This window comes from Kribbella sindirgiensis (assembly GCF_004331435.1).
Taxonomy (GTDB): Bacteria; Actinomycetota; Actinomycetes; order Propionibacteriales; family Kribbellaceae; genus Kribbella; species Kribbella sindirgiensis.
In genome coordinates, this window is record NZ_SJKA01000007.1 from 23,692 (window position 1) to 46,141 (window position 22,450).

Below are 22,450 nucleotides of genomic sequence, written 5' to 3' on the forward strand. Positions count from 1 at the left end.
GGGACACTCGGTTTTACCATCACGTTCCGACACCGTTGTCCCCCGAGACCCACCGCAGGGCGTGGGCGCCGAGCCGGAACCGGCTAGGCTCCTGGGTATGTACTGGTTCCTGCTGTTCCTCGCGGTGGTGGCGGTGTGGCTCCTGGTCCTCGCCCTGCTCGCGCTGAAGTTGTGGGGCCAGGTCAAGGCACTGACGCGAGAGTTGGTCGCCGCCCAGTCCAAGCTGGACGCCGCACAGTCCGAGGCCGGGTCTGGACAGACCCGTGAGGACGTGCACGTCCCGGCGTAGTATTCGGCCACGAACTCAGGCTCGAGTCCCGAGTTGATGTTGGCAGAGTTTGATGGTGGAAAGGGAGATCGACATGGCAGCACCGCTCATCGGTATGCCCCAAGGCGCCGAGTGGCTCGTCATCCTTGCGATCGTCGTGCTGCTGTTCGGATCGGCCAAGCTGCCGGCTCTGGTGAAGCAGCTCGGCAAGTCGAAGAAGATCTGGGAGGAAGAGGTCGGCCCGAAGAAGAAGGACGCGGAGCTGACCGAGGAGGCCTCGCAGCCCCCGGCGCAGCAGCCTGTGCAGCAGCATGCGCAGGCCCAGCCTGCCCAGCAGCCGAACCAGGTGAACGGCCAGGCGCCGGGCGACGGCCTGCCGCCGACGCACACGGCCAACTGAGCCGAACGCGCCACTTGTGTCGATGGTGAAGTTCGGGCGGCGGAAAGAGAAGAAGGAAAGCCACCCGAAAGACCCAGAGGGTCGGATGACCCTGCGCGAGCACATTGTCGAGCTCCGGAACCGGCTGCTCATCAGTGTGCTCGCGATCGTGCTCGGGACGGTCGTCGGCTGGATCTTCTACAACCAGGCCTTCGACTTCCTGACCAGACCGTTCGTGACGAGCGTCGCGGAGATGGCCAAGGACGCCGGCCAGACGAAGACGCCGCAGCTGACGTTCCCGGGAGTCGGTAACGCGCTGACGTTCCGGATCAAGATCTCGGCGCTGTTCGGCCTGGTGCTGGCCGCGCCGGTGTGGCTGTTCCAGATCTGGGCGTTCGTCGCGCCCGGGCTGCACCGCAGCGAGCGCAAGTGGGCCTACATCTTCTCCGCGATCGCGACGCCGCTGTTCGCGGCCGGTATCGCGGTGGCGTACTGGACGCTGCCGAAGGGCATCGAGATCCTGCTGGGCTTCACCCCGCTCGACATCCAGAACCTGGTCGAGCTGCCCGACTACCTGGACTTCGTGCTCCGCACGATGCTGGTCTTCGGGGTCGCCTTCCTGATCCCGCTGGTGGTCGTGCTGCTGAACATGGTCGGCGTGGTGCCCGCGGCGGCGCTCGGCAAGTTCCGGCCGTACATCGTGCTGGTGATCTTCGTGTTCGCCGCCGTCGCGACGCCGTCCGGCGACCCGTTCACGATGTGCCTGCTGGCGATTCCGATGTGCGTGCTGTTCTTCGTCGCCGAGGTCATCTCGCGGTTCAACGACAAACGCCGCGCCCGCCGCAGCCAAGAACTCCTGGCCGACTGATGAGTCGGCGGATCGCGCTGGTGGTCAACCCCACCAGCGGTCGGGGACGTGGCGCGCGGATCGCGCCGGCGGTGCGGGAGCGGCTGGCGGCCGCGGGTCTGACCGTCGACGTGCACACCACCACCTGCGCGGAGGACGTCGGGAAGATCGCGGCCGAGGTGGTCGCCTCCGGGGCGGACGCGGTCACGCTGATCGGCGGCGACGGCACGATCCACCTCGGCGCCCAGGTGCTGGCGAACTCGGGGATGCCGTTCGGCGTCATCCCGGCCGGTACCGGTAACGACTTCGCCCGCGGCATCGGCGTACCGCTGAAGGATCCGGCCGCGGCGGCCGACCTCGTGGTGGCCGGCCGGACCCGGACGATCGACCTCGCGGTGGCGAAGGACGAGTTCATCACGACGGTCGTGGCGGGCGGTTTCGACTCCCTCGTCAACAAGCGCGCCAACGCGATGAGCTGGCCGAAGGGCAGTTCCCGCTACACGGTCGCGACCCTCGCCGAGCTGCGCACGTTCACGCCGCTCGAGTACGTCGTCACGGTCGACGACGAGGTGATCGAGACCAAGGCCATGCTGGTCGCGGTCGGCACCGGCCCGACGTACGGCGGCGGACTGCAGATCTGCGCCGGCGCCGTGATCGACGACGGCCTGCTGGACGTGACGATCATCCAGCCGGTGTCCCGGCTGACCCTGCTGCAGCTGTTCCCGAAGCTCTCCAAGGGCACGCACGTCGGCCATCCGGCGGTGCGGACGCTGCGCGGCCGCTTGGTCCGGATCGAGTCGCCGGGCATCACGGCGTACGGCGACGGCGAGGTGCTCGGCCCGCTGCCGGTCGACATCGGGATCGCACCGGGCGCCCTGACCGTCTTCGCCTGAGACACAACTGACATGAACTGAGCTGTTCTCACGACTGGCGCTTGTCTGATAGGAAAGCTTCCTAACAGTTCATTCCTCGGACGCCCCTCGGAGGACCACATGGAGTACCGCCCCACGCGCCGGACCACGCTGCTGCTCGGCCTGTCGCTCGCTGCCGTGCCGGCCACCGGGCTGGCTGTCTCCCGCTCTGCGCCGGACGCCGACGCCGCGGTGCGCTCGACGGTGCAGGCGACCGGCCTCGACGACCCCGCGAAGAAGGAGATCGCGATGCAGATCGTCTGCAGCGCGGAGAACTCGTCGCTGGACTGGAAGGCGCAGTACAAGTACATCGAGGACATCGACGACGGCCGCGGGTACACCGCGGGCATCATCGGGTTCTGCTCGGGGACCCACGACATGCTCGAGCTGGTCGAGCTGTACGCCGACCGGAAGCCGGGCAACGTGCTGGAGAAGTACCTGCCGGCGCTCCGCAAGGTGGACGGCTCCGACTCGCACAAGGGCCTCGACCCGAACTACACCAAGGACTGGAAGACCGCGGCCAAGGACTCCGTGTTCCAGAAGTGCCAGAACGACGAGCGTGACCGGGTGTACTTCAACCCGGCGGTCGGCCGTGGCAAGTCCGACGGGCTGCGGACCCTCGGGCAGTTCTGCTACTACGACGCGATCGTGATGCACGGCGACGGTGACGACGCGACCAGCTTCGGCGGCATCCGCAAGCGCGCGCTCGCCAAGGCGAAGCCGCCGGCGCAGGGCGGCAACGAGACGACGTACCTGAACGCGTTCCTGGACGCACGGGTCTGGGCGATGAAGCAGGAGGAGGCGCACAGCGACACCAGCCGGGTCGACACCGCGCAGCGGGTCTTCCTCCGCAACGGCAACTTCAACCTGAACACCCCGCTGGACTGGAAGGTGTACGGCGACCCGTACCACATCGGCTAAGGACCTAGTCACCCGAAGCGCGCAGCCGGGCTCTCCTCGGACCACCAGGGAAGAGAGTCCGGCTGCGTCATGTTCTGCTGCTGTGAGATCAGTCACGGCATCCAGTAGCAGGAGAAGGCGATGAGCGCTGAAGAACGCGAAGCAGCACGGGGCATGATGCGCAAGGGCGAGCTCGGCAGGTCGCCGGCGGAGCAGCGGGCCGAGTTCGACGAGCTGTTCGCGAACCTCCCGCTCGGCGACGACGTCACGCTCAGCGAGCGCACCCTGGGCGGCGTACCGGCGCTGGATGTGCGCGTGGCGGGCGCCGACCGGGACGGGCTGATCCTCTACCTGCACGGTGGTGCGTACGTCATCGGTTCGGCCCGCACCGGCGCGAACCTGGCCGCCCCGCTGTCGCGTCGCAGCGGTGTCCCGGCGGTTTCGCTCGAGTACCGGCTGGCGCCCGAACACCCCTTCCCGGCGGGGATCCATGACGCGTTGGCGGCGTACCGGGAGTTGGCGGGGCAGAACGTGGTGATCGCCGGTGACTCGGCCGGTGGCGGGCTCGCGTTGGCGCTGCTGCTCGCCGCTCGGGCGGAGGGGCTGCCGCAGCCTGCTGCGGCGGTGCTGTTCTCGCCGTGGACCGACCTGGCGCTGACCGGGCCGAGCATCGACGCCCGGGACGGCTACGACCCGCTCTTCAGCCGCCCGAACATGGCTGAGTCCGCCGAGCTCTATCTGGGCGGTGCGGACCCGCACAACGAGCTGGCCAGCCCGCTGTTCGCGGACCTGACGGGTCTGCCGCCGCTGCTCGTCCAGGTCGGTACGGCGGAGGTCCTGCTCGACGACTCGCTCCGCCTGGTGTCACGGGCCGCGGAGCAGGACGTGGACGTCAGCCTCGACGTGGTCGCCGGTGCGCCGCACGTGTACCAGTACTTCGCCGGGCTCCTTCCAGAGGCGGACGAGGCCCTGGACCACGCCGCGACCTTCATCAAGAACCGGCTCCGCGACAAATCTGTAGGAGGCGTCGCATAGATTGGGGTCTATGAGTACCCCGTCCGAGAAGTACGCGTCGTTCCGCTCGGACCAGGAGCATCCTGCGGTCAAGGAGTTCCGAGGGCTCTACGACTTCGCGCTGGACGAGTTCCAGTTGCGCGCCTGCGCCGCCCTGGAGGACGGCCACCAGGTGCTGGTCGCGGCGCCGACCGGCTCCGGGAAGACGCTGGTCGGCGAGTTCGCCGTCCACCTGGCGCTGGAGCGCGGCCAGAAGTGCTTCTACACCACCCCGATCAAGGCCCTGAGCAACCAGAAGTACGGCGACCTCGTCAGCCGGTACGGCGCGGACAAGGTCGGCCTGCTCACCGGTGACAACTCGGTCAACTCCGAGGCCCCGATCGTCGTCATGACGACCGAGGTGCTGCGGAACATGCTGTACGCCGGATCGCAGACCCTGCTCGGCCTGTCGTACGTCGTGATGGACGAGGTGCACTACCTGGCCGACCGCTCCCGTGGGGCGGTCTGGGAAGAGGTGCTGATCCACCTGCCGGACTCGGTGTCGGTGGTGTCGCTGTCGGCGACCGTCAGCAACGCGGAGGAGTTCGGCGACTGGCTGGAGACCGTCCGCGGTAACACGGTCGTCGTGCTGGAGGAGAAGCGGCCGGTGCCGCTGTTCCAGCACGTGATGGTGGGGAAGCGGCTGCACGACCTGTTCGCCGGTGAAGCGCCGACCGCGAGGGTCGGCGCTCCCGCGAAGGCGTCCAGGTCCGGCAACCCCGCGAAGGAGGTCAAGGCCGACGTCCGGGACCTGGTGAACCCGCAGCTGGTCCGGATCGCGCGGGACGACAACCGGATCTTCCGCGACGACTCGCGCAAACCACGCCGGCGCCGCGACCTCCCGAAAGGGCGGCCGGCGCGGACCCACTTCACGCCGTACCGCTCGGACGTGGTGGAGGAGCTGGACGCGGGCGCGCTGCTGCCGGCGATCTTCTTCATCTTCTCCCGCAAGGGCTGTGAGGACGCGGTCGTGCAGTGCCTGCGGTCCGGTCTGCGGCTGACGAAGCCGTCGGAGCGCGACGAGATCAAGCGGGTGGTCGCCGAGCGTACGGCGGACCTCCCGGACGAGGACCTCGGCGTCCTCGGGTACCACGACTTCGCCGAGGCCCTTTCGCGCGGGATCGCGGCGCACCACGCGGGGATGCTGGCCGCGTTCAAGGAGGTCGTCGAGGAGCTGTTCGAGCGCGGCCTGATCAAGGTCGTGTTCGCCACCGAGACGCTTGCCCTGGGCATCAACATGCCGGCGCGCACCGTCGTACTGGAGAAGCTGTCGAAGTGGAACGGCGAGGCGCACGTCGACATCACGCCGGGGGAGTACACGCAGCTCACCGGCCGCGCCGGGCGGCGCGGGATCGACGTCGAGGGGCACGCGGTCGTGCTCTGGCAGCCCGGGTTCGACCCGCGGGAGGTCGCGGGCCTGGCGTCGACGCGTACGTACCCGCTGCGGTCGTCGTTCTCCCCGTCGTACAACATGGCCGTCAACCTGGTGCGTCAGGTCGGGCGGACGCGGGCCCGGGACATGCTCGAGCTGTCGTTCGCGCAGTTCCAGTCCGACCAGGCCGTCGTCGGGCTGGCGCGGCAGGTGCAGCGCAACACCGAGGCGCTGGAGGGGTACAAGGAGTCGATCGAGTGCCACCTCGGCGACTTCCTGGAGTACGCCGCTCTGCGCCGGCGAATCGGTGACCGCGAGGCGTCCGGCTCGAAGCGGCGCAAGCTCGACCGCCGGGTCGAGGCGCAGGAGTCGATCGAGAAGCTGAAGACCGGTGACATCATCCGGATCCCGGCCGGCCGGAGCGCGGGCTGGGCGCTGGTGCTCGACCCGGGCTTCCGTTCCGAGCGGGAAGGGCCGCGGCCGACCGTGCTGACGCTGGACCGGCAGGTGCGGAAGCTGTCGATGGTCGACTTCCCGACGCCGGTCGAGGCGATCGGGGTGTTGCGGATCCCGCGGAAGTTCAACCCGCGCAACCCGCAGCAGCGCCGCGAGCTGGCGCAGGTACTGCGGACCCGGACCGATCTGCTCGGTGAGGACGGGCCGCCGTCGCGCTCCCGCGGCAAGGACGTCGTCAGCCACGCGGACGACCCGGAGCTGCAGGAGATGCGGGCGGAGCTGCGCGCGCACCCGTGCCACGGGTGCTCGGATCGTGAGGACCACGCCCGCTGGGCCGAGCGGTACTTCCGGCTCGACCGGGAGAACCGCGACGTGCAGCGGAAGATCGAGCAGCGGACGAACACGATCGCCCGCCAGTTCGACCGGGTCTGCCAGGTGCTGGACGCGTTGCACTACCTCGACGGCGACAAGACGACCGAGGCCGGTGATCGGCTGGCGCGGATCTACACAGAGCTCGACCTGGTCGCGGCTGAATGCCTGCGGCAAGGAGTTTTCGACGACCTGACCGTTCCGGAGCTGGCGGCTTGTCTCGCTGCGCTGGTGTACGAGTCGCGGTCGAAGGACGAGCCGACGTCACCGCGGTTGCCGCGGGGCGACGTACGGCTCGCACTGGAGCGGATGGGATCGATCTGGCGGGACCTGTCCGCGCTGGAGCGGGACATGCGGGTGGACTTCCTGCGGTCCATGGACCTGAACTTCTGCTGGCCCGCGTTCCGCTGGGCCTCGGGCGCGTCGCTGGCCGAGGTCCTGTACGAGTCCGACCTGGCCGCCGGCGACTTCGTCCGCTGGGTCAAACAACTCATCGACCTGACGGAGCAGATCGCAGACGCCGCCGGCGACACTCCGCTACGAAAGACAGCTCGCTCCGTCGTTGATCAGATCCGCCGGGGCGTGATCTCCTACGCATCGATGGTCGAGTAGACCTCTTCGGGTGAAAGACTTCCTTCAGCGCAGTACATGTTGTGAACCCCTGCCTTGAAGGAGAAGACGTTCGTGGAGTTGTCGCGCCGGAATCTCGGGAAGTTGGCTGTTGCGACGGGTGCTACCGCTGCGGTGGGTACCGGGGCCGGCTATCTGATCGGGCGGCCTGCTGATGCTGCTGCGACCTGGAAGACGACCGGGACCGCGGTGCCGGCGTTGGCTGGTTTCGACAGCCAGATGAAGGCGTTCATGCAGGCGCGTGGCGTCACGGCCGGGCAGGTTGCCGTGACGTACAAGGGCCGCCTGGTACTTGCCCGCGGCTACAGTACGTCGACCGCGCTGACGGTGCAGCCGACCTCGCTGTTCCGGATCGCGAGCCTGTCCAAGTCGTTCACCGCGGCCGCGATCGTGAAGCTCGTCCAGGACGGCAAGCTCAGCCTGTCGACACCGGTCGCGAACATCCTCGACATCACGCCGGCGAGCGGGCTGACCCGTGACTCGCGCTGGTCGACGATCACGTTGTGGAAGCTGCTGCAGCACCTCGGCGGCTGGGACCGGGACGTGTCCGGTGATCCGAACTTCAAGGACGCGATCATCTCGCGCACCCTCGGCGTACCGCTGGAGCTGCAGCACGCGGACGTGATCAAGTACATGGCCGGGCAGAAGCTCGACGTCAACCCGGGCACGAAGTACGCGTACTCGAACTTCGGGTACCTGCTGGCCGGCCGGGTGATCGAGAAGGTCAGCGGCCTGAGCTACGAGAGCTACGTCAAGCAGAAGCTCCTGGCCCCGTTGAAGATCAAGCGGATGTCGCTCGGCTACACGATCGCGAAGCACAGCGGCGAGACGTCGTACGAGTCGCAGTACACCGGTCCGACCGTGCTCGACATGTCCGGTAAGACCGTCGCCGCGCCGTACGGCTCGTTCAGCATGCGGATCCAGGACGCGAACGGCGGCTGGATCGCGAGCGCACCGGACCTGGTGCGCTGGGCGAAGATGTTCGACGCGCCGTCGAGCGTGCTGAACAGTACGTCGCTCGGCCGCGTGTGGGCGAAGCCGTCCACCGGTGTGAACGCCGACGGCTGGTACTACGGTCTCGGCTGGCAGATCCGCCCGGTCACGGGCGGCACCGGTCGCAACACGTGGCACACCGGCAGCATGCCCGGCACGTACACGCTGCTCGTCCGCACCTCCGGCGGCCTCAGCTGGGCCGCCCTCGTCAACCGCCGCGACGACACCAGCGGCAAGTCGTACGGCGACATCGACGCAGCCATGTGGACAGCCGCCAACAGCGTCAAGTCCTGGCCCACCCACGACCTCTTCCCCCAGTACTTCAGCTGAGAACAACCTTCCCCGATCGCCTGGGGCCAGGACGGGTCTGGTGGTCGGGCTCGCTGGGCACGGGACTGGGTATCCGGCTGCCGACAGGGGCTGGTGACTGGAGACACGCAATAACCTGTTCAAGCTCCCGTGATCCCCGCACCAGCCCTCCTTGCCCCCAGAGCCGCCCCAAACCAGATCGGGGAGTCCTGCCCTCCCGAATCGGGCAGTACGGCTCCCCAGTTCACGCACAGAGTCTCACCAAACCGGTTTGGGGGCCCTTTCCACCAGGAATGGGGAGTGCTACCGCCCGATTCGGGAGGGTAGAACTCCCCAGACGCCCACCCCCGGTGCACTTGGGCGGCAGGGCGCCTGCTCCGGAGATGTGTCGCGAACTTCCGGCGCGGCACACTAGAACATCAGTGCGCGGAAGTGGGGTGTGCTGATCTGGGTTTCGCCGGCCATGGCGGTGAGTGCCTCGCGGAGGGTGTCGACTGCTTCGTCGCCGAGGCGTTTGCGGAGGCGGCGTTCGTAGGTCTGGTGGAATTTCCGGGCGGCGGCGAGGGCTCCCTGGCCGCGCTCGGTGAGGTGGAGCAGGCGGGCGCGCGCGTCGGTCGGGTCGGGGCGGCGTTCGACGTACCCGCGACGCTCCATGTCGTCGACGATCTGGCTGGCGCCTTGCTTGGTGACGTGGAGTCGCTCGGCGAGGCCGGTGATCGTGGTCGGGCCGTCGTGCAGGGTCCGGAAGACGAAGCCGTCCGACCGGCCCTGGTCGTCGTACCCCTGGGCGGCCACGTGCTCGCGGAGCTCGCGGACGAACTCCTGCTCCGCGAGCAGCAGGAGGATTCCGATATCAGGCTTGCCCGAACGCGTCATACCGGTCATGATAGTCAAGCTGGCTTGGTCAAGTCAGCTTGACTAAATGATGAGGGGGAACGCAATGCACGTGACGCACGCGGCCGACGCGCCGCGATTCGAGCTGGGTGGAGCGCAGTTCACAGTGCAGGCTTCGCCGAGCAACGGTTCGCCGGGGCTCTGCACCTGGCGGCTCACGGTCCCACCAGGGCACGGCGGCGATGCGGCGCACACGCTGGACCGGGACGAGGTGTTCATGGTGCTCAGCGGCACGGTGCAGCTCGCTCCGGACGGCGAGAAGCTCGGCCCGGGCGACACCGCCGTCGTACCGGCGGGCGAGCCGATCGCACTGACCAACCTCGGCGAGGGCAAGGCCGAGCTGATCGTCGCGATCACCGCCGGATTCACCGGCTTCATGGCCGACGGCACGGCCGTCCAGCCGCCCTGGTCCAAGTAGTCGTCAGCAGCGCCGGTTCGGTGGGCTGTACGTCGTCTTGCTCGGTGTGGCGACGTAGTAGTCGGTGACCCACGACCCGTCGCTGAGACGGTCCCACACGGCGGTGGTGCCCACCTTGGTGCCGGCTCGCTGGCAGGTGATCCAGGCGAGTGATCCGATCGGCAGCGGGCTCGGGTACGCGGCGTACGCCGTACCCGGGCCGTGCCGCCGGCTGAGGTTGTTGATCGTGGTCTGGTACGGGAACGAGCAGCCGGGGATGGGCGCGCTGTAGCCGGTTTTGTTCGGCGTACGGACGTAGTAGTCGATGACGTACGTGCCGTCGATGAGCCGGTTCCAGACCGTACTGGTGCCGATCTTCGGGCCGAACGTCTGGCAGACGATGCGGACCCCGGAGTTCGCCGGAATGGTGGAGCGGATCGGGTACGCCGTCGACGGGCCGCTGTACGAGTAGATGGTAGCGCGGACCGTGTACGTGTACCAGACCGTCGCCACCGGTGCGTCGAAGCGGTCACTGTCGATGTTGAGCGTCACGCCGCCGTACGTCTCGTTGTGGTCGCCCTGGTACTGCTTGCCGCGCTGCCCGACCGCCCAGAACGTGTTGGGCACTGTCGGCCAGCCGGTGAGTGAGCTGTTGCCGTCCCAGCGGGCGATCCAGAGCGCGTCCGGGCGTGCGTACGAGCTGGAGTTGTAGGCGGCGGCGAGGTCGACCGCACCGGAGTTCTGGTGGGCGTAGACGCCCGACAGGAAGCCGAGTGCGTGGAGCTGCTTGGTCCACGCGGACAGATAGCGCAGTACCGTCGCCCGGCAGGTGCTGTCGGCGATGTTGTAGTGCTCCATGTCGGCGTAGATCGCGCTACCGCCGAGCAGGTTCAGTGCTCTGGCCTGCTGTACGGCGTCCCGCGCCAGCAGACCGCCCTGGAAGGTAGCCGACGGCACTGTCATCTTCACCGCGTTGGTGCGGGTCGTGCAGGGCGCCTGGTAGCCCATGTAGATCGGGATGAGCCGGAAGCCCATCCGGGTCACGCTGCTGACCCAGCTCGGTGTCAGCTGCGGCTGTGCGCAGCTCCGGTTCACTCCGCCGATGTAGATGCCGACCGCCCGGTACGGCGAGGCCAGCCACGCGGACATCTGCGCGACGCTCGGTGCCGTACAGGTGTCGAAAGCCAGCCCGGTGAACCGCGTCGCCGTCGTACCGGCGCCGTAGGTCAGTGGTGTTGTCGGCTCAGCCGCCGCAGGTGTGGCAGGGCCGATCAGCAACACCACGAGAGCTGCAACGAGAACCTTGACCTTGAACATGACGGCCACCCCCAAGTCTCAGTAGACGCTCAGGATTCCGTCGGCGCCAGTCCTCGAAAGATGATCGCCAGGGTACGGCCGCGGAGATCGGTTGGCCAGGCTCGCTGCTGCGCCGCCTGCGCGGCCGCGGTCAGCAGCGCCAGCACCTCGTCGACCTGTACGTCGGGTCGCACGGCGCCGGTGTCCTTGGCCTGATCGAGCAACCGCTGGAGCTCGCCGGTGAGGCCGCTGAGGGCAGCGCTGACATCGAGGTCGTGGGTCAGCGCTGCGACGACGGTCCTGGTCCGGACTGCTTCGTCGACGACCGCCGACATGAAGTCGAACAGCGTCGACCCGGCGGCGAGTGCGACCAGGTCCTGCAGGGACTCCTTCATGATCGCGACGACGAGCGCATCCTTGGTCGGGAAGTGCCGGAAGATCGTCCCGACCGCGACGCCCGCGCGGACGGCGACCTGCTCGGTGGTTGCCTTGGGCCCGTGTTCCGCGAACGCCTCCGTCGCCGCGGTGAGGATCGCGGCGCGGTTGCGCCGGGCGTCGGCGCGGGGAGTCATACGGCCTCCGGGGTAGAAACCTGAGTGGACACTCACTATAGTCGGAGCAAGATGAGTGGCGACTCAGGTTATGGAGGGTGTGGCATGTCGGATCTGCACGCCGTGATCGACCGGATGGGCGCCGGCTGGCTGGGTGATGCCGCCGCGATGGACGACCTGCTGGCGGACGAGGTGATGATCGAGGTGCCGTTCGCGCCGGGCGGGCCGCGCAAGTGGGTCGGGCGGGACGAATGGCTCGCGTTCGCCGTGCCGGCGCGGGCCGGCTTCCCCGTGCGATTCGACCGGTTCACGAAGCTGGCGGTGCATGAGACGGTTGATCCCGAGGTGGCCGTGGTCGAGTACGAGCTGGGCGGCGAGCTCGCCGGGGAACGTGCGTCTGCCCGGTTCATCGGCGTACTGCGGGTGCGGGCCGGGCTGATCGTGGAGTGGCGCGAGTACCAGGACACGTCTGCGATCCAGCAGGCGCTAGGTTGAAGTCAGCACCGAGTCTGGGAGGTCCGATGCCGAAGATCGTGGAGCTGGGGGAGCGGCCGTACGTCGCTCTGCGGGGCAAGGTCGCGATGGACGGGATCGGGGCGTTCGCGGACCGGATGGGCGAGGTGATCGGCTGGCTCGCCGCCAAGGAGATCGCGCCGAACGACGCGCCGTTCTTCAAGTACGACGTGGTCGACATGGAGGCCGGGCTGGTGCTCGAGATCGGGTTCCCGGTCGACGATCTGCACTCCGGTGAGGGCGAGATCGTCACCGGCGTCCTGCCGGCCGGACGGTACGCGACCGTCAGCCACCACGGTCACCCCGACGGCCTGATGGAAGCCACCCGCGACCTGCTCGCCTGGGCCGAGGAACAGGGCCTCGAATGGGACGCCGACGGCGCCCACTGGACCGCCCGCCTGGAGATCTACCGCTCCGACCCCCGCGAGGTCCCGGACATGAACGACTGGGACACCGACCTGCAGTTCAAGCTGAAGGACTGAGTGCCAACCGTCCTAGCAGGCGTGGCGCGGCTCGAGGCTGAGCGGATTCGTCATGTCGCCTCGCCGCTGATCGAGCTCGGGTGTGCACTGCATGTGCTGGCCGAGCCTGCCCACCACGACCGGGTGGACTGGGCCGGGTCGCTCCCGCTGTCCGCTGAGCTGCGTGAAGAGCTGGCGCAGTGGAGCTGGACCGTGCGCGCCGTCCGGGCCCGTTTCTTCGCCACCAGCGCCGCCACTGGCCTGCCCACCTGGTCTGACGAGCTCTCCGCGCTCCGCGAACGCTCTCCGGAGGAGGTGGCCGCGGAGCTGGTCCGGCCGTTGCACGGTCGCCCGCTGAGCAGCCGCTCGATCGACACGGACGCCGTACAGCACTGGGCTCGCAGCCGCGGCCGCTCCGTCGCGGCACTGGTCGAAGCTCTCCTGACCTCACCTGAGGAGCCGGTACGCCGCTTTCTCGACGTACTGGATGCCTGCTGGCACGAGTGGTTCGGTGCTTTGTGGGAGGAGTCCCGGGACTCGCTGGCTGCCCGTGGACGGCACGACCGGGACCTGGCCGTCCGGGACGGTGTCGGGACGATGCTGCGCTCGCTGGACAGTGCCATCGACCTGCGGGACCCGGACAGCGTCGTCGTACAGAAGGTGCAGAGCAAGCGCATCGACATCAGCAGCCGCTCGCTGCTGCTTGTCCCGAGCAACTACATCGCACCGCACCTGTTCGTCGGCGAGGTCCCCGGAGAGCCAGTCACGATCATCTACCCGGCCACCGGCCGCGCCGCCGCAGTACCGACGGCGCAGCAGATCCGTGCCCGGCTGGACGCGCTGGCGTCGCCCGACCGCCTCCAGGTCTGCCGCGCCGTGGCCAGCGAGCCACGCACCGCGGGCGAGATCGCCGCCCTCTGGGGCCTCCACCCGACCCAGGTCACCCGCCACCTCCGAGCCCTCACCCGAGCCGGCCTGGTCACCGCCGAACGCCAAGGCCGCTTCGTCGCCTACCGCCTGAACAACGACGCCCTGACAGCTCTCGGCTCTGACCTGCTGACGCTGATCATGCGCTGATCCGGAGACGGCTCAGCACTGGGCGGCTTCGCGCTTCCAGGTGAAGTCGAAGAAGTCCGTGAGGGCCTGGTAGTGCGCCTGCTGAGGAACCTGGACCATGAGTTCGTCGGAGTTGATCGAACTGTCGGCCATGTTGTCCGACCCGAGCCAGCTGCGGTACGTCCGCTGCCCGGCCGACACGTAGCTCACCAGCAGCATCTTCGAGTGGTTGAAACTGATGTCGTTCGCGGGCGCGCCGCCACAGGTCTGCGTGTCCAGCCGGGTGACGCCGCCCTGGTCGAGAGTGCTCCGTACCACCGGTCCCGCGCCGGCAGTGTGCATGACCTTCACCCAGGCGCCCGCCCTACGCAGCCGCACCAGTTCCTGCGCGATCCGCCGGGCCCGCTCGTTGGTGAAGCCCGAGGTCGCCACCCGGATCACCGCCTGGTCGGGGTTCGGGATCGTCCGCAGCCGGGTGATCACGGGGTCCTCGGCGATGCAGTCCAGCGGATAGGCCATCACGCCGTACCCGCCGTTGAAGAAGTGCTGGAAGAGCCTGCCGTCGTTGGGCGTGGCGGTCTGGCACCGCGCCGCGCGGGGGCTATCGGTCATCTGCTGCTGGAACAGCGCTTTCAGATCGTCGTGCATGGTCTGGTTGTTCACGAACTGGAACGCAACGTTGTACTGGTTCTTGTTCGCGTCGTCCGTCGGGTTGTACGACGTGACGAGCGAGACATGGCTCGCGGTACCGGTCCGGGAGAACGTGAACGACTTCTGGTGCAGCTGCCCCTTGCCCTCCGGCCCGCGGGCGGAGTTCTTGATGCACCTGAAGAAGCTCGCGTCGCCGGCGACCCCCAGGACGGCTCGCAGATGGACTGTCTCACTGCCGCAGTTGCGGTCCCACACCAGCACCTGCACGTGAACCCCGCGCCGGTGTGCGTTGATCAGCGCGGTGGTGACCCCCTGGTCGTTGAGGTTCCAGGTCACCGCCCGGATCGTCTGCTGCGCCGGTGTGTTCGCGATGTTGTCGAGGATGGCGCGGCGGATCGGGCTCGACTGGGCCCCGGTGGCGGTCGGGTGCTGGCCGATCGGTCCGGGCTGCGGTGTGTAGGCAACCGCGGCCGTGGACGGGGCGATCAGGGGTGTCGTCAGGGCGGCGATCGCGGCCGAGACTCCGATCACCGCGCGTTTCCAGGGGAGTTTCATGGCCGTTCCTCCGTCTAGAAGATCCACTGTGTCTGCGACAAGGCAAACAGCGACCCCGGGGACGGCACCAGGAAGGGAACCCGGCAGTTTGACCGGAAGAAGCACCTACGATGTGCCGGTGACCGGTCGCGACGCGAAGCCCGCGTTCGAGGCGCACTCCTTCCTGCGAGCCGCTCGGCAGCTCGGTCGACCGGGTTGGGCCGCTCAGTGCCTGCACGAGTCGCTCGCGGTGCTGCGTGCCGTCAACGCCCGGCCCGATCAGGTCGTCACGCTGTCGAACGTCGGGTTGGCCTATGGCCGTCTGGCGCAGTACGAGGAGTCGTTCCGGCACTATCGCCAGGCTCTCCAGTTCGCCGTCGGAATCGGGCTTCGGTTCGAGCAGGCGAGGGCGCATCACGGTCTCGGCCGGTGCGCCGCGCACGAGGGCGACAGCGAGGCGGCGGCACGGCACCTGCAGCAGGAGTCGACCATCCGGCAGGACCTCGGCGTACCGGCAGGATCAATGGACTGACAGAAGTCCGCAGTCCACCGGCGGTGCCGGGGAAGCGCTTGTTGGATGAGCAGCTGTGACCTCATCTCTTTCGCCTGCCGTCAGACGGCTGATCGCCGCGACACTCGTCAACACTCTGGGGAACGGCGTCTACGCAGCTGTCGGGGCGCTCTACCTGACGCGGGCCGTCGGGCTGTCGGTTGGTCATGTTGGTGTGGGGTTGACGATTGCCGCGCTGGTCGGACTGGTTGCGAGTACGCCGCTCGGCGTGGTCGCCGACCGGCTGGGCCCCAACAGGGCGTACGTCGGGTTTCTGTTGCTCCAGGCCGTCACCATGACCGCGCTGACCCAGGTGCGGTCGTTCGGCTGGTACGTCGCTGTCGCGGCGGTGACCGCGATCGCGGACTCGGGGCAGCGGGGCGCGAAGGGTGCGTTGATCGCCGGCGTCGCTCCGGCCGATCAGCGGGTCCGGACGCGGGCGATCCTCCGAGTCGTCACGAATATCGGCATGGCCGTGGGGATGGCGGCTGCCGGTGTGGTTCTCGCGGTCGACCGACGCGAGGTGTACGTCGTAGCGCTGCTGGCGAACGCGGCGACGTACGTGGTGACGGCCGGGCTGGTGCGGTTCGGGATGCCGGCCGTTGCGCGGGTGCCGGCCGCGGCGGGGCCGTCGGGGCTGACTGCGGTGCGGGACCGTCGGTTCCTGGTGTTCGTCGGGCTGGACGGCGTACTGAGCATGCATGGCGCGCTCGCGCAGATCGGCATCCCGCTGTGGGTGGCGACCGCGACGGATGCGCCTCGGTGGATGATCTCCGTGCTGCTGGTGCTCAACTCCGCCGCGGTGATCCTGCTGCAGGTACGTATCTCGCGGGGCACCGAGCGCCTCACCGGCGCCGCCCGGGCCGGTCGACGTGCCGGAGTGCTGCTGGCGATCACCTGTCTGGTGCTGGCACTGAGCGATGCGACGTCCGGTGCGGTGACGATCGGCCTGCTGATCGCGGCGGCGCTCGCACATGTCCTGGGGGAGATGCTGCAGTCCGCGGGCGGGTGGGGGATCAGCTTCGAGTTGGCGCCACCTGGCGCCCAGGGGCAGTACCAAGGCGCCTATGCGATGGGGCACCAGATCGGTGACCTCGTGGCACCGCTGCTCATCACGACGGTCGCGGTGTCGTGGGGCTGGCCTGGATGGTTGCTGACGGCAGGCGTCTTCCTGGTCGCGGGGATGTTCGTACCTGTCGTGGTGCGGGAGCCAGAACCTGTTATGCAGCCAGCGGTTTGAGCAGGTCGCGTAGTGCGCGGGCGGCGGTGAATCCGGCGCGGTTGGCGCCGATGGTGCTGGCCGACGGGCCGTAGCCGACGAGGTGAATGCGCGGGTCGGCGACGGTGGCGGTGCCGTTCATGCGAATACCGCCCGACGCCTCACGGAGGCGCAGGGGAGCCAGGTGAGCGAGATCCGCGCGGAAGCCCGTGGCCCAGAGGATCGTGTCGACGTGCAGGTGATCGGGCGCGTCGGCACCCGCGGCCCACTGGACACCGTCCGGGGTGATGCGCGAGAACATCGGCAGGCGGTTGTAGACACCGCGGTCCGCCGCGGCCTGTTCCTGTGGTCGCAGGTGCAGCCCGGTGACGCTCACGACGCTCCGCGGCGGCAGACCGGCGCGGACCCGCTCCTCGACGCGAGCGACGACCTGCCGCCCGTACTCAGGCGTGAAGTCGTCACCAGTCCGCCACTCCGGCGGTCGCCGGGTCACCCACGTTGTGGTCGCAACAGCAGAGATCTCCGCCAGCAACTGCACCGCCGAGGCGCCACCGCCGACAACGAGCACGTGCTGACCGGCGAGTTCCGCCGCGCCGGCGTAGTCGGCGGTGTGCAGCTGGCGGCCCTCGAACGTCTCGATCCCCAGGTACCACGGGATGAACGGCCGGTCCCACGTTCCGGTCGCGTTCACGATCGACGCCGCGCGGTAGCCGCCGTTGGATGTCTCCAGCTCGAACCCGTCATCCACCGAACGGACGCTCTCGACCGCAACCGGCCGGAGCACCGGCAGGCTGAACTGCTTCTCGTAGTCCGCGAAGTACGCCGGCACGAACTCGTTGGCTCGTTCCGCGCCGGCGCTGGACGGCACCGGTACGCCGGGCAGGTTCGCGATCCCGTGCACGTCGTGCATCGTCAACGAGTCCCAACGGTGCTGCCACGCGCCACCTGGTTCCGGGTTCCGGTCCAGCACGACAACCTCGTCGTACGGCGTGAATCCCATCCGCACCAGGTGGTACGCCGCTGATAGGCCCGCCTGCCCCGCTCCGATCACCGCCACGTCCAGCACACCAGGAGCAACGCCGGACCCGGTCGGTGTCTTCCCGGCTACCGTGGACGACCATGGATCTCGGCGCGATGTACGGCGTGAAGATGGGCTGGTTCGTCAGTTTCGCCGCGGTCGCGCGGTACGGCGGGTTCTCGGCCGCCGCGAAGGCGGTGTACCGGGGCCAGTCCCGGATCAGCGAGCACGTCGCGGAGCTCGAACGCGCGCTCGACGTACAGCCGTTCGACCGTACGGCGCACCCGCCGCGCCTCACGCCCGAGGGCCGCGCGCTGCTCCCGCAGGCCGAGGAGATCCTGCGCCGCGTGCAGAACCTGTCCGCCGGGGGAGCCGTCCGTTTCGGCGCCTACCCGAGTGCTGCGGCGTGGCTGTTCCCCCAGGTCGTACGACGCCTCCCGGACACCATCCGACTGCTCCTGATCGAGGGGCCGAGTGTGGACCTGGAGGCCGCACTGGTCCGTGGTGACATCGACCTAGCCATTCGTCCGGTGCACCCGCTCGTCGCGGACGAGTCGCTGACCCACGAGGTCCTGTGGCACGAGCCCCTCACCGCGGTCTTCCCCGAGAACCACCCACTCGCAACCGGCCAGTCCGTCACCCTGCAGCAGTTGGCCGAGCTGCCCTTGATCTCGATCGGTGAGAGTGACGGGCCGCGACAGTTCGAGTCCCACCTGGCCTTCGCGTCGAAGGGCCTCAACCCGGAGTCCGCGTTCCGCACCAATCAGCCGCAGACCCTGCTGTCCCTGGTCCGCCACGGTCTCGGCGTAGGCGTCACCAATGAATTGGCCGTCACCACAGCCAACCTCGACGGCGTCCGTCTGGTCCCCATCGACGATGCCGGTGTCGAACGTCAGGTCGCCCTCTTCACCCGGCGCGACCATCCGCCGTCCCCGGCCCTGCTGCAGGTCATCGAGGTGCTTCAGCGGATGAACTGGTCCACGTAGTCGGCGCCGAGGCCGTTCGCACCGTAGTGGTCGCGGCAGAGCTGGATCTTGGTGAACGTGTCCTCGTAGCCGGTCTGGTTGCCGGCATCGTCGACGTAGATCATCGCGCCGGAGATGTTGAAGAACGTGATCATCTCGGTGCACTCGTTCGGGACGCGGAGCGTGTGGATCTCCCCGGGCGGTTCGTACACGAACGAGCCTGCGTCGGCGACCCAGTCGTGTTCGTCGTACTGCCACTTGCCCTTGATGACGTAGCCGAAGACCGCGCTCGGATGCCGGTGCCGGGACACGATGCCGGCGCGGGTGACCTTGAGCAGGTTGCACCACTGGCCGGTGATCGTGTTCAGCATCAGCGGCCGGAACCACACGTCCGGGGCCTGCGGCACCCAGAGCCGCTCGTCGTCGGGAACCGCCTGGACCGCGATCTCCGCCGGGACACCTGCCGATATCGGAATCATCCAGTTTCTCCTACATGCTCAGGTAGCCGCCGTCGACGGGTACGACGGCGCCGGTCACGAAGCCCGCGTCCGGGCCGGTCAGGAACGCGATCACGCCGGCGACCTCGTCGGGCGTGCCCCAGCGGGCCATCGGGGTCCGGGACAGGATCCGGTCGGAGGCGGCCGGATCGGACCGCAGCGCCGCGGTCAGTTCGGTGGCGATCCAGCCGGGCGCGACCGCGTTCACCCGGATCCCGTCCGCGGCCCACGCGACTGCCAGCGACTTGGTCAGCTGCACGATCCCGCCCTTGGACGCGCTGTACGCCGGAACCAGCGGCCCGCCGAAGTAGCTCAGCATCGACGCCACGTTGACGATGCAGCCGCCACTGGCCGCGAGCAGATCGTGCGCGGCCTCGGCGGCCCGCATCGCACCGGTCAGATTGATCTCCACGACGTCCCGGAAGACGTCCGGCCGGTGCTCGTCGCCCCGCCGGATGACGCCGGCCGCGTTGACCAGTACGTCGAGCCGCCCGAGCGACCGGATCAGCGCCTCCACCGAGCCGTCGACGCGCAGATCCAGCTCGACCTGAGCGCGGCCCGCGCCGAGGCCGGCCGCGACGACGTGCAGTCCGTCGGCGGCGAGGCGCCGTACCGCGGCCGCACCGATCCCGCTCGTTCCTCCGACGACCAGCGCGGTCCGTGTCATGCCGCCCAGCCTGACGGTCCCTCGTGCGTACGGCCAGCGTCACCCGTAAACCGGATCAGCCCGATCCGCAGGTTCGAGATGCGGGTAGGGGTGCTCGGGGGAGCGGTTCTGGAAGGAGAGGATGCCGGGGTTGCGGATGGTGCCGGCCTCGATCTCGATCGCCCGGCTGATGGTCGCGTCGGCATGCCAGGCGGCCGGACCGTCGAGCACAGTGCGGACGAACGGCAGCAGGGCCTCGCTGATCTCCCAGGTCGCCGAGTTCCACAGGTACGACGGGCTGTGGTCGACGCCGTAGTACGTGATGTTGTCGCCGACCACGAACGTCGGGTCGTCGAACCCGGTCGGCCGGGCCCAGCTGAACCCCATGCCCAGGTCGCAGGAGACGTCGACGATCAGGCTGCCGGGTGCGAACTGCGCGAGATCCTCCTCGATCAGGAACGTCAGCGGCGCGTCCGGGTCCTGCAGCACGCAGTTCACGATCACGTCGTGCTCGGCCAGGAACCCGGCCAGCGGCACCCGGCCCTCGTCGGTCAGCGCGTGACTCCGGCGCGGATCGAGGGCGGCGCCGGGCTCGACCTCGTCCTGGTCGTACTGGACGATCCGCGCCGAGTGGATCGGTGAGCCGACAGCGGCCACGTCGCGCCCGGTCAGTACGTCGACATCGTGCACGCCGTGCGCGTTCAGCGCGGTGACGGCTCCTCGGGCGGTCGCGCCGAACCCGATCACCACCGCCCGCAGCCGGCGTCCGTAGTCGCCGGTCGAGCCGATCAGCTCGAGCGCCTGCAGGACGGAGCAGTATCCGGCGAGCTCGTTGTTCTTGTGGAAAACGTGCAGGCTGAACCGGCCGTCGGCGGTCCAGTGGTTCATCGCCTCGAACGCGATCAGCGTGAGCCGGCGGTCGATCGCGAGCTGGGTGACCTCGTCGTCCTGGACGCAGTGCGGCCAGCCCCAGAGCGTCTGCCCGACCCGCAGCCCGGCGAGATCCTCGGGCTGCGGCTTGGGCAGCACCACGACGTCGGCGACCGCGATCAGCTCGTCCCGACCGACGACGCCGGCCACCGATTTCGCCAGGTCCTCGTCCGGGATCCCGAACCGCTCGCCGTACCCGGTCTCGAGGAAGATGTGCCGGCGCAGATCCTCGTCGATCCGGTCGAAGTGGTGCGGATGAATCGGTAGCCGGTGCTCGTTCTCCTTGCGGGAACGACCGATGACGCCGAGTTTCAGCTGGTCCACGAGGGCCCCTTTGGTTACTGCCTGTTCTAGCACAGCGGGCCGCGGTCTGGTTCAGTCGGCGCTGCCGTCCATGCGGTCATACCGCCTGCGGCCGGCCATTCCGCCGACCATTCCGCCGACCACTGCCGCGATCAGCGTGACGACGGCCGCGGCGATCACGGCGATCACGCCGCCGGTCGTCAGCGTCTCGTCCGCGATCGGCACCGACGGCAGTTTCATCCGGTCGAGTACGTCGTACTGCGTGCCCGCCTGCGCTGCAAGCCCGGCGGCGATCGCGGTGACGACGACCCCGACCAGCCAGACGCCGATGCCGTGCAGGGCGCCACCGGATCCTGCGAGTCGGCCGGCGACGTACCCGCCGTGGTAGTACGCGAACGCCAGGATCAGCAGCAGGATCGCGCCGGACACGATCCCGATCGTGCCGGCGGTGTTCGCGCTGGTCGTGGCGTCGTTCCAGTCGAAGGAGGCCGCGTAGTCGACCGCCGCCGCGATCGCGCCGGCGATCCCGGTCAGCAGCGCGGTCAGCCCCATCGCGACCAGCCAGCCGTAGAACGTCCCGCGGCCCTTCGAGCGCCGGTGTACCCGGTCCCGTTCCCGGACGGGAGCGGCGGTCCGCTCCTCCTCGTACAGCTCGGACGGGCCGAGCCTGTCAACGCGTGTGTCTTCCTGATGCTGCTGGGTCATGTCAGCTTCTCCTCACCGGACAAGCCCCGTGTACTTGTCCAGTACCCGGTGAGAAACCCAGCGGCTACTCAGAGCAGCTGGTCGATGCGGTCGTGGTAGCGCCGGCCGGACTTGCCGCCGACGATCGCGAACAGCAGCGTGAGGACGAGGAGGGTGGCTCCGGCGGCGATGCTGCCGAGGAGAACGGTGTTGTCGCTGAGCGCCACGTCCGGCCGGTTGATCTCGTCGACCAGACCGTACTGGCTGTCCAGCACCCAGCCGGCGCCGGCGGCGATCGCTCCGACGAGCACGGCGATCATCCAGACGCCGAAGCCCTGCCGTCCGCCGTCGAAGCGCGCCAGCCGGCCGGCGACGTACCCGCCGATGTAGAACGCCAGCGTCAGCATGAAGATCGTGACACCTGCCGCGGTGAGCGAGGCCGCGCCGGGCTGGGCCTTCGCGTCGCTGGTGGTGTAGTCCAGGATCTCGGCGGTGCCGAGCGCGGCGGCCGACACAGCGGCCATCAGCAGCACCGACATCGAGATCGCGATCAGCCACCCGAAGAACGCCGCACCGAACTTGAACCCGCGGTACGACAGCAGATCCGGGTCGACCTCCGCCTCGGCCGCCGCCGGCGGTGTCCGCAGCGGCTGTTCCTGGGGGATCGAGATCGTGCTCATCGCCCGGCTGGCGGCCGCGCGCGCCTCCTCGTACTTCTGGGTGCTGGCGTCGCCGGCGGGCGTGGTGATCGTGGCGGTGTCGCCGGGGTACTGCTGACTCATCTCCGCTGGCTCCTCA

Annotated in this window: 25 protein-coding genes; 15 read left to right on the forward strand and 10 right to left on the reverse strand. The window is 68.8% G+C overall.

What is annotated here, in order from left to right; all coding sequences use genetic code 11:
- Positions 1–97: 97 nt before the first annotated feature.
- From E0H50_RS20770 to E0H50_RS20805, 8 genes are all read left to right on the forward strand, one after another.
- Positions 98–289 (forward strand): hypothetical protein, encoded by a 192-nt coding sequence (locus E0H50_RS20770; RefSeq protein ID WP_131291089.1) that lies wholly within the window; start codon positions 98–100, stop codon positions 287–289.
- A 73-nt stretch (positions 290–362) separates the two neighbouring features.
- On the forward strand, positions 363–668 hold the full coding sequence (locus E0H50_RS20775) for a twin-arginine translocase TatA/TatE family subunit (protein WP_131291092.1): 306 nt from the start codon (positions 363–365) through the stop codon (positions 666–668).
- 85 nt (positions 669–753) lie between these two features.
- Positions 754–1,515, forward strand: coding sequence for a twin-arginine translocase subunit TatC (gene tatC, locus E0H50_RS20780; protein WP_131291094.1), 762 nt, complete (start codon positions 754–756; stop codon positions 1,513–1,515).
- Positions 1,515–2,387, forward strand: coding sequence for a diacylglycerol/lipid kinase family protein (locus tag E0H50_RS20785; protein WP_131291096.1), 873 nt, complete (start codon positions 1,515–1,517; stop codon positions 2,385–2,387). Before tatC ends, E0H50_RS20785 begins: the two co-directional genes overlap by 1 nt.
- A gap of 99 nt (positions 2,388–2,486) precedes the next feature.
- A complete protein-coding gene (locus E0H50_RS20790; RefSeq protein ID WP_131291098.1) occupies positions 2,487–3,326 on the forward strand; it encodes a chitosanase in 840 nt (279 codons plus the stop codon).
- Positions 3,327–3,446: 120 nt separating this feature from the next.
- On the forward strand, positions 3,447–4,340 hold the full coding sequence (locus E0H50_RS20795) for an alpha/beta hydrolase (RefSeq protein ID WP_131291100.1): 894 nt from the start codon (positions 3,447–3,449) through the stop codon (positions 4,338–4,340).
- A 10-nt stretch (positions 4,341–4,350) separates the two neighbouring features.
- Positions 4,351–7,167, forward strand: a complete 2,817-nt coding sequence (locus E0H50_RS20800; protein ID WP_131291102.1) for a DEAD/DEAH box helicase — start codon at positions 4,351–4,353, stop codon at positions 7,165–7,167.
- Between the two features lie 72 nt (positions 7,168–7,239).
- Positions 7,240–8,508, forward strand: coding sequence for a serine hydrolase domain-containing protein (locus tag E0H50_RS20805; RefSeq protein WP_202868251.1), 1,269 nt, complete (start codon positions 7,240–7,242; stop codon positions 8,506–8,508).
- Positions 8,509–8,898: 390 nt separating this feature from the next.
- On the opposite strand, the gene E0H50_RS20810 is transcribed toward E0H50_RS20805, so the two are convergent.
- Positions 8,899–9,363 (reverse strand): MarR family winged helix-turn-helix transcriptional regulator, encoded by a 465-nt coding sequence (locus E0H50_RS20810; RefSeq protein WP_131291103.1) that lies wholly within the window; start codon positions 9,361–9,363, stop codon positions 8,899–8,901.
- A 64-nt stretch (positions 9,364–9,427) separates the two neighbouring features.
- Here E0H50_RS20810 and E0H50_RS20815 point away from each other — a divergent pair, with 64 nt between their 5' ends.
- Positions 9,428–9,799 carry a cupin domain-containing protein gene (locus E0H50_RS20815; RefSeq protein ID WP_165547228.1) on the forward strand — a complete coding sequence of 124 codons (372 nt, stop codon included), beginning with the start codon at positions 9,428–9,430 and terminating at the stop codon, positions 9,797–9,799.
- Between the two features lie 3 nt (positions 9,800–9,802).
- Here E0H50_RS20815 and E0H50_RS20820 read toward each other — a convergent pair whose 3' ends face one another.
- Positions 9,803–11,095 (reverse strand): glycoside hydrolase domain-containing protein, encoded by a 1,293-nt coding sequence (locus E0H50_RS20820; RefSeq protein ID WP_131291107.1) that lies wholly within the window; start codon positions 11,093–11,095, stop codon positions 9,803–9,805.
- 29 nt (positions 11,096–11,124) lie between these two features.
- Entirely contained in the window at positions 11,125–11,646 is a 522-nt protein-coding gene (locus tag E0H50_RS20825) for a TetR/AcrR family transcriptional regulator (RefSeq protein ID WP_131291109.1), read from the reverse strand.
- 84 nt (positions 11,647–11,730) lie between these two features.
- On the opposite strand from E0H50_RS20825, the gene E0H50_RS20830 reads away from it, so the two are divergent.
- Genes E0H50_RS20830 through E0H50_RS20840 form a run of 3 tightly spaced genes read left to right on the forward strand, consistent with a single transcriptional unit; the run spans position 11,731 to position 13,676 of the window.
- A complete protein-coding gene (locus tag E0H50_RS20830; protein WP_202868252.1) occupies positions 11,731–12,120 on the forward strand; it encodes a nuclear transport factor 2 family protein in 390 nt (129 codons plus the stop codon).
- Positions 12,121–12,146: 26 nt separating this feature from the next.
- Positions 12,147–12,620 (forward strand): GyrI-like domain-containing protein, encoded by a 474-nt coding sequence (locus tag E0H50_RS20835; RefSeq protein ID WP_131291111.1) that lies wholly within the window; start codon positions 12,147–12,149, stop codon positions 12,618–12,620.
- 21 nt (positions 12,621–12,641) lie between these two features.
- The gene (locus tag E0H50_RS20840; protein WP_238151112.1) at positions 12,642–13,676 is read left to right on the forward strand and encodes an ArsR/SmtB family transcription factor; all 1,035 of its coding nucleotides are present in this window, start codon (positions 12,642–12,644) and stop codon (positions 13,674–13,676) included.
- A gap of 12 nt (positions 13,677–13,688) precedes the next feature.
- Here the strand turns inward: E0H50_RS20840 and E0H50_RS20845 are convergent, their stop codons facing one another.
- Positions 13,689–14,861, reverse strand: a complete 1,173-nt coding sequence (locus E0H50_RS20845; RefSeq protein WP_131291115.1) for a phospholipase D-like domain-containing protein — start codon at positions 14,859–14,861, stop codon at positions 13,689–13,691.
- Positions 14,862–14,979: 118 nt separating this feature from the next.
- Here E0H50_RS20845 and E0H50_RS20850 point away from each other — a divergent pair, with 118 nt between their 5' ends.
- Together E0H50_RS20850 and E0H50_RS20855 are read left to right on the forward strand one after the other, a co-directional pair.
- The gene (locus E0H50_RS20850) at positions 14,980–15,372 is read left to right on the forward strand and encodes a tetratricopeptide repeat protein (protein WP_165547229.1); all 393 of its coding nucleotides are present in this window, start codon (positions 14,980–14,982) and stop codon (positions 15,370–15,372) included.
- Between the two features lie 55 nt (positions 15,373–15,427).
- On the forward strand, positions 15,428–16,630 hold the full coding sequence (locus E0H50_RS20855; protein ID WP_131291119.1) for an MFS transporter: 1,203 nt from the start codon (positions 15,428–15,430) through the stop codon (positions 16,628–16,630).
- Here E0H50_RS20855 and E0H50_RS20860 read toward each other — a convergent pair.
- Positions 16,611–17,675, reverse strand: coding sequence for an FAD-dependent oxidoreductase (locus E0H50_RS20860; protein WP_131291121.1), 1,065 nt, complete (start codon positions 17,673–17,675; stop codon positions 16,611–16,613). The two genes, E0H50_RS20855 and E0H50_RS20860, sit on opposite strands and share 20 nt — an antisense overlap.
- A gap of 53 nt (positions 17,676–17,728) precedes the next feature.
- Between E0H50_RS20860 and E0H50_RS20865 the strand changes: the two genes are divergently transcribed.
- Complete coding sequence (locus tag E0H50_RS20865) at positions 17,729–18,613, forward strand: LysR family transcriptional regulator (RefSeq protein ID WP_131291123.1); 885 nt, start codon at positions 17,729–17,731, stop codon at positions 18,611–18,613.
- On the opposite strand, the gene E0H50_RS20870 is transcribed toward E0H50_RS20865, so the two are convergent.
- From E0H50_RS20870 to E0H50_RS20890, 5 genes are all read right to left on the reverse strand, one after another.
- A complete protein-coding gene (locus tag E0H50_RS20870; RefSeq protein WP_131291125.1) occupies positions 18,589–19,071 on the reverse strand; it encodes a 2,4'-dihydroxyacetophenone dioxygenase family protein in 483 nt (160 codons plus the stop codon). The two genes, E0H50_RS20865 and E0H50_RS20870, sit on opposite strands and share 25 nt — an antisense overlap.
- A 10-nt stretch (positions 19,072–19,081) precedes the next feature.
- The gene (locus E0H50_RS20875) at positions 19,082–19,756 is read right to left on the reverse strand and encodes an SDR family NAD(P)-dependent oxidoreductase (RefSeq protein ID WP_131291127.1); all 675 of its coding nucleotides are present in this window, start codon (positions 19,754–19,756) and stop codon (positions 19,082–19,084) included.
- Positions 19,757–19,795: 39 nt separating this feature from the next.
- Positions 19,796–20,989: a N(5)-(carboxyethyl)ornithine synthase gene (locus E0H50_RS20880; protein WP_131291129.1), complete on the reverse strand. Its 1,194-nt coding sequence runs from the start codon at positions 20,987–20,989 to the stop codon at positions 19,796–19,798.
- Between the two features lie 51 nt (positions 20,990–21,040).
- The gene (locus E0H50_RS20885; RefSeq protein WP_131291131.1) at positions 21,041–21,673 is read right to left on the reverse strand and encodes a hypothetical protein; all 633 of its coding nucleotides are present in this window, start codon (positions 21,671–21,673) and stop codon (positions 21,041–21,043) included.
- A gap of 68 nt (positions 21,674–21,741) precedes the next feature.
- Positions 21,742–22,434, reverse strand: coding sequence for a hypothetical protein (locus E0H50_RS20890; RefSeq protein WP_131291133.1), 693 nt, complete (start codon positions 22,432–22,434; stop codon positions 21,742–21,744).
- Positions 22,435–22,450 lie beyond the last annotated feature (16 nt).

Coding starts and splice junctions, on each gene's coding strand:
- E0H50_RS20770 (WP_131291089.1), top strand. CDS start 98: ATGTACTGGTTCCTGCTGTTCCTCGCGGTGGTGGCGGTGTGGCTCCTG.
- E0H50_RS20830 (WP_202868252.1), top strand. CDS start 11,731: ATGTCGGATCTGCACGCCGTGATCGACCGGATGGGCGCCGGCTGGCTG.
- E0H50_RS20820 (WP_131291107.1), bottom strand. CDS start 11,095: ATGTTCAAGGTCAAGGTTCTCGTTGCAGCTCTCGTGGTGTTGCTGATC.
- E0H50_RS20790 (WP_131291098.1), top strand. CDS start 2,487: ATGGAGTACCGCCCCACGCGCCGGACCACGCTGCTGCTCGGCCTGTCG.
- E0H50_RS20775 (WP_131291092.1), top strand. CDS start 363: ATGGCAGCACCGCTCATCGGTATGCCCCAAGGCGCCGAGTGGCTCGTC.
- E0H50_RS20875 (WP_131291127.1), bottom strand. CDS start 19,756: ATGACACGGACCGCGCTGGTCGTCGGAGGAACGAGCGGGATCGGTGCG.
- E0H50_RS20865 (WP_131291123.1), top strand. CDS start 17,729: ATGGATCTCGGCGCGATGTACGGCGTGAAGATGGGCTGGTTCGTCAGT.
- E0H50_RS20885 (WP_131291131.1), bottom strand. CDS start 21,673: ATGACCCAGCAGCATCAGGAAGACACACGCGTTGACAGGCTCGGCCCG.
- E0H50_RS20795 (WP_131291100.1), top strand. CDS start 3,447: ATGAGCGCTGAAGAACGCGAAGCAGCACGGGGCATGATGCGCAAGGGC.
- E0H50_RS20785 (WP_131291096.1), top strand. CDS start 1,515: ATGAGTCGGCGGATCGCGCTGGTGGTCAACCCCACCAGCGGTCGGGGA.
- E0H50_RS20800 (WP_131291102.1), top strand. CDS start 4,351: ATGAGTACCCCGTCCGAGAAGTACGCGTCGTTCCGCTCGGACCAGGAG.
- E0H50_RS20810 (WP_131291103.1), bottom strand. CDS start 9,363: ATGACGCGTTCGGGCAAGCCTGATATCGGAATCCTCCTGCTGCTCGCG.
- E0H50_RS20870 (WP_131291125.1), bottom strand. CDS start 19,071: ATGATTCCGATATCGGCAGGTGTCCCGGCGGAGATCGCGGTCCAGGCG.
- E0H50_RS20825 (WP_131291109.1), bottom strand. CDS start 11,646: ATGACTCCCCGCGCCGACGCCCGGCGCAACCGCGCCGCGATCCTCACC.
- E0H50_RS20890 (WP_131291133.1), bottom strand. CDS start 22,434: ATGAGTCAGCAGTACCCCGGCGACACCGCCACGATCACCACGCCCGCC.
- E0H50_RS20835 (WP_131291111.1), top strand. CDS start 12,147: ATGCCGAAGATCGTGGAGCTGGGGGAGCGGCCGTACGTCGCTCTGCGG.
- E0H50_RS20815 (WP_165547228.1), top strand. CDS start 9,428: ATGCACGTGACGCACGCGGCCGACGCGCCGCGATTCGAGCTGGGTGGA.
- tatC (WP_131291094.1), top strand. CDS start 754: ATGACCCTGCGCGAGCACATTGTCGAGCTCCGGAACCGGCTGCTCATC.
- E0H50_RS20845 (WP_131291115.1), bottom strand. CDS start 14,861: ATGAAACTCCCCTGGAAACGCGCGGTGATCGGAGTCTCGGCCGCGATC.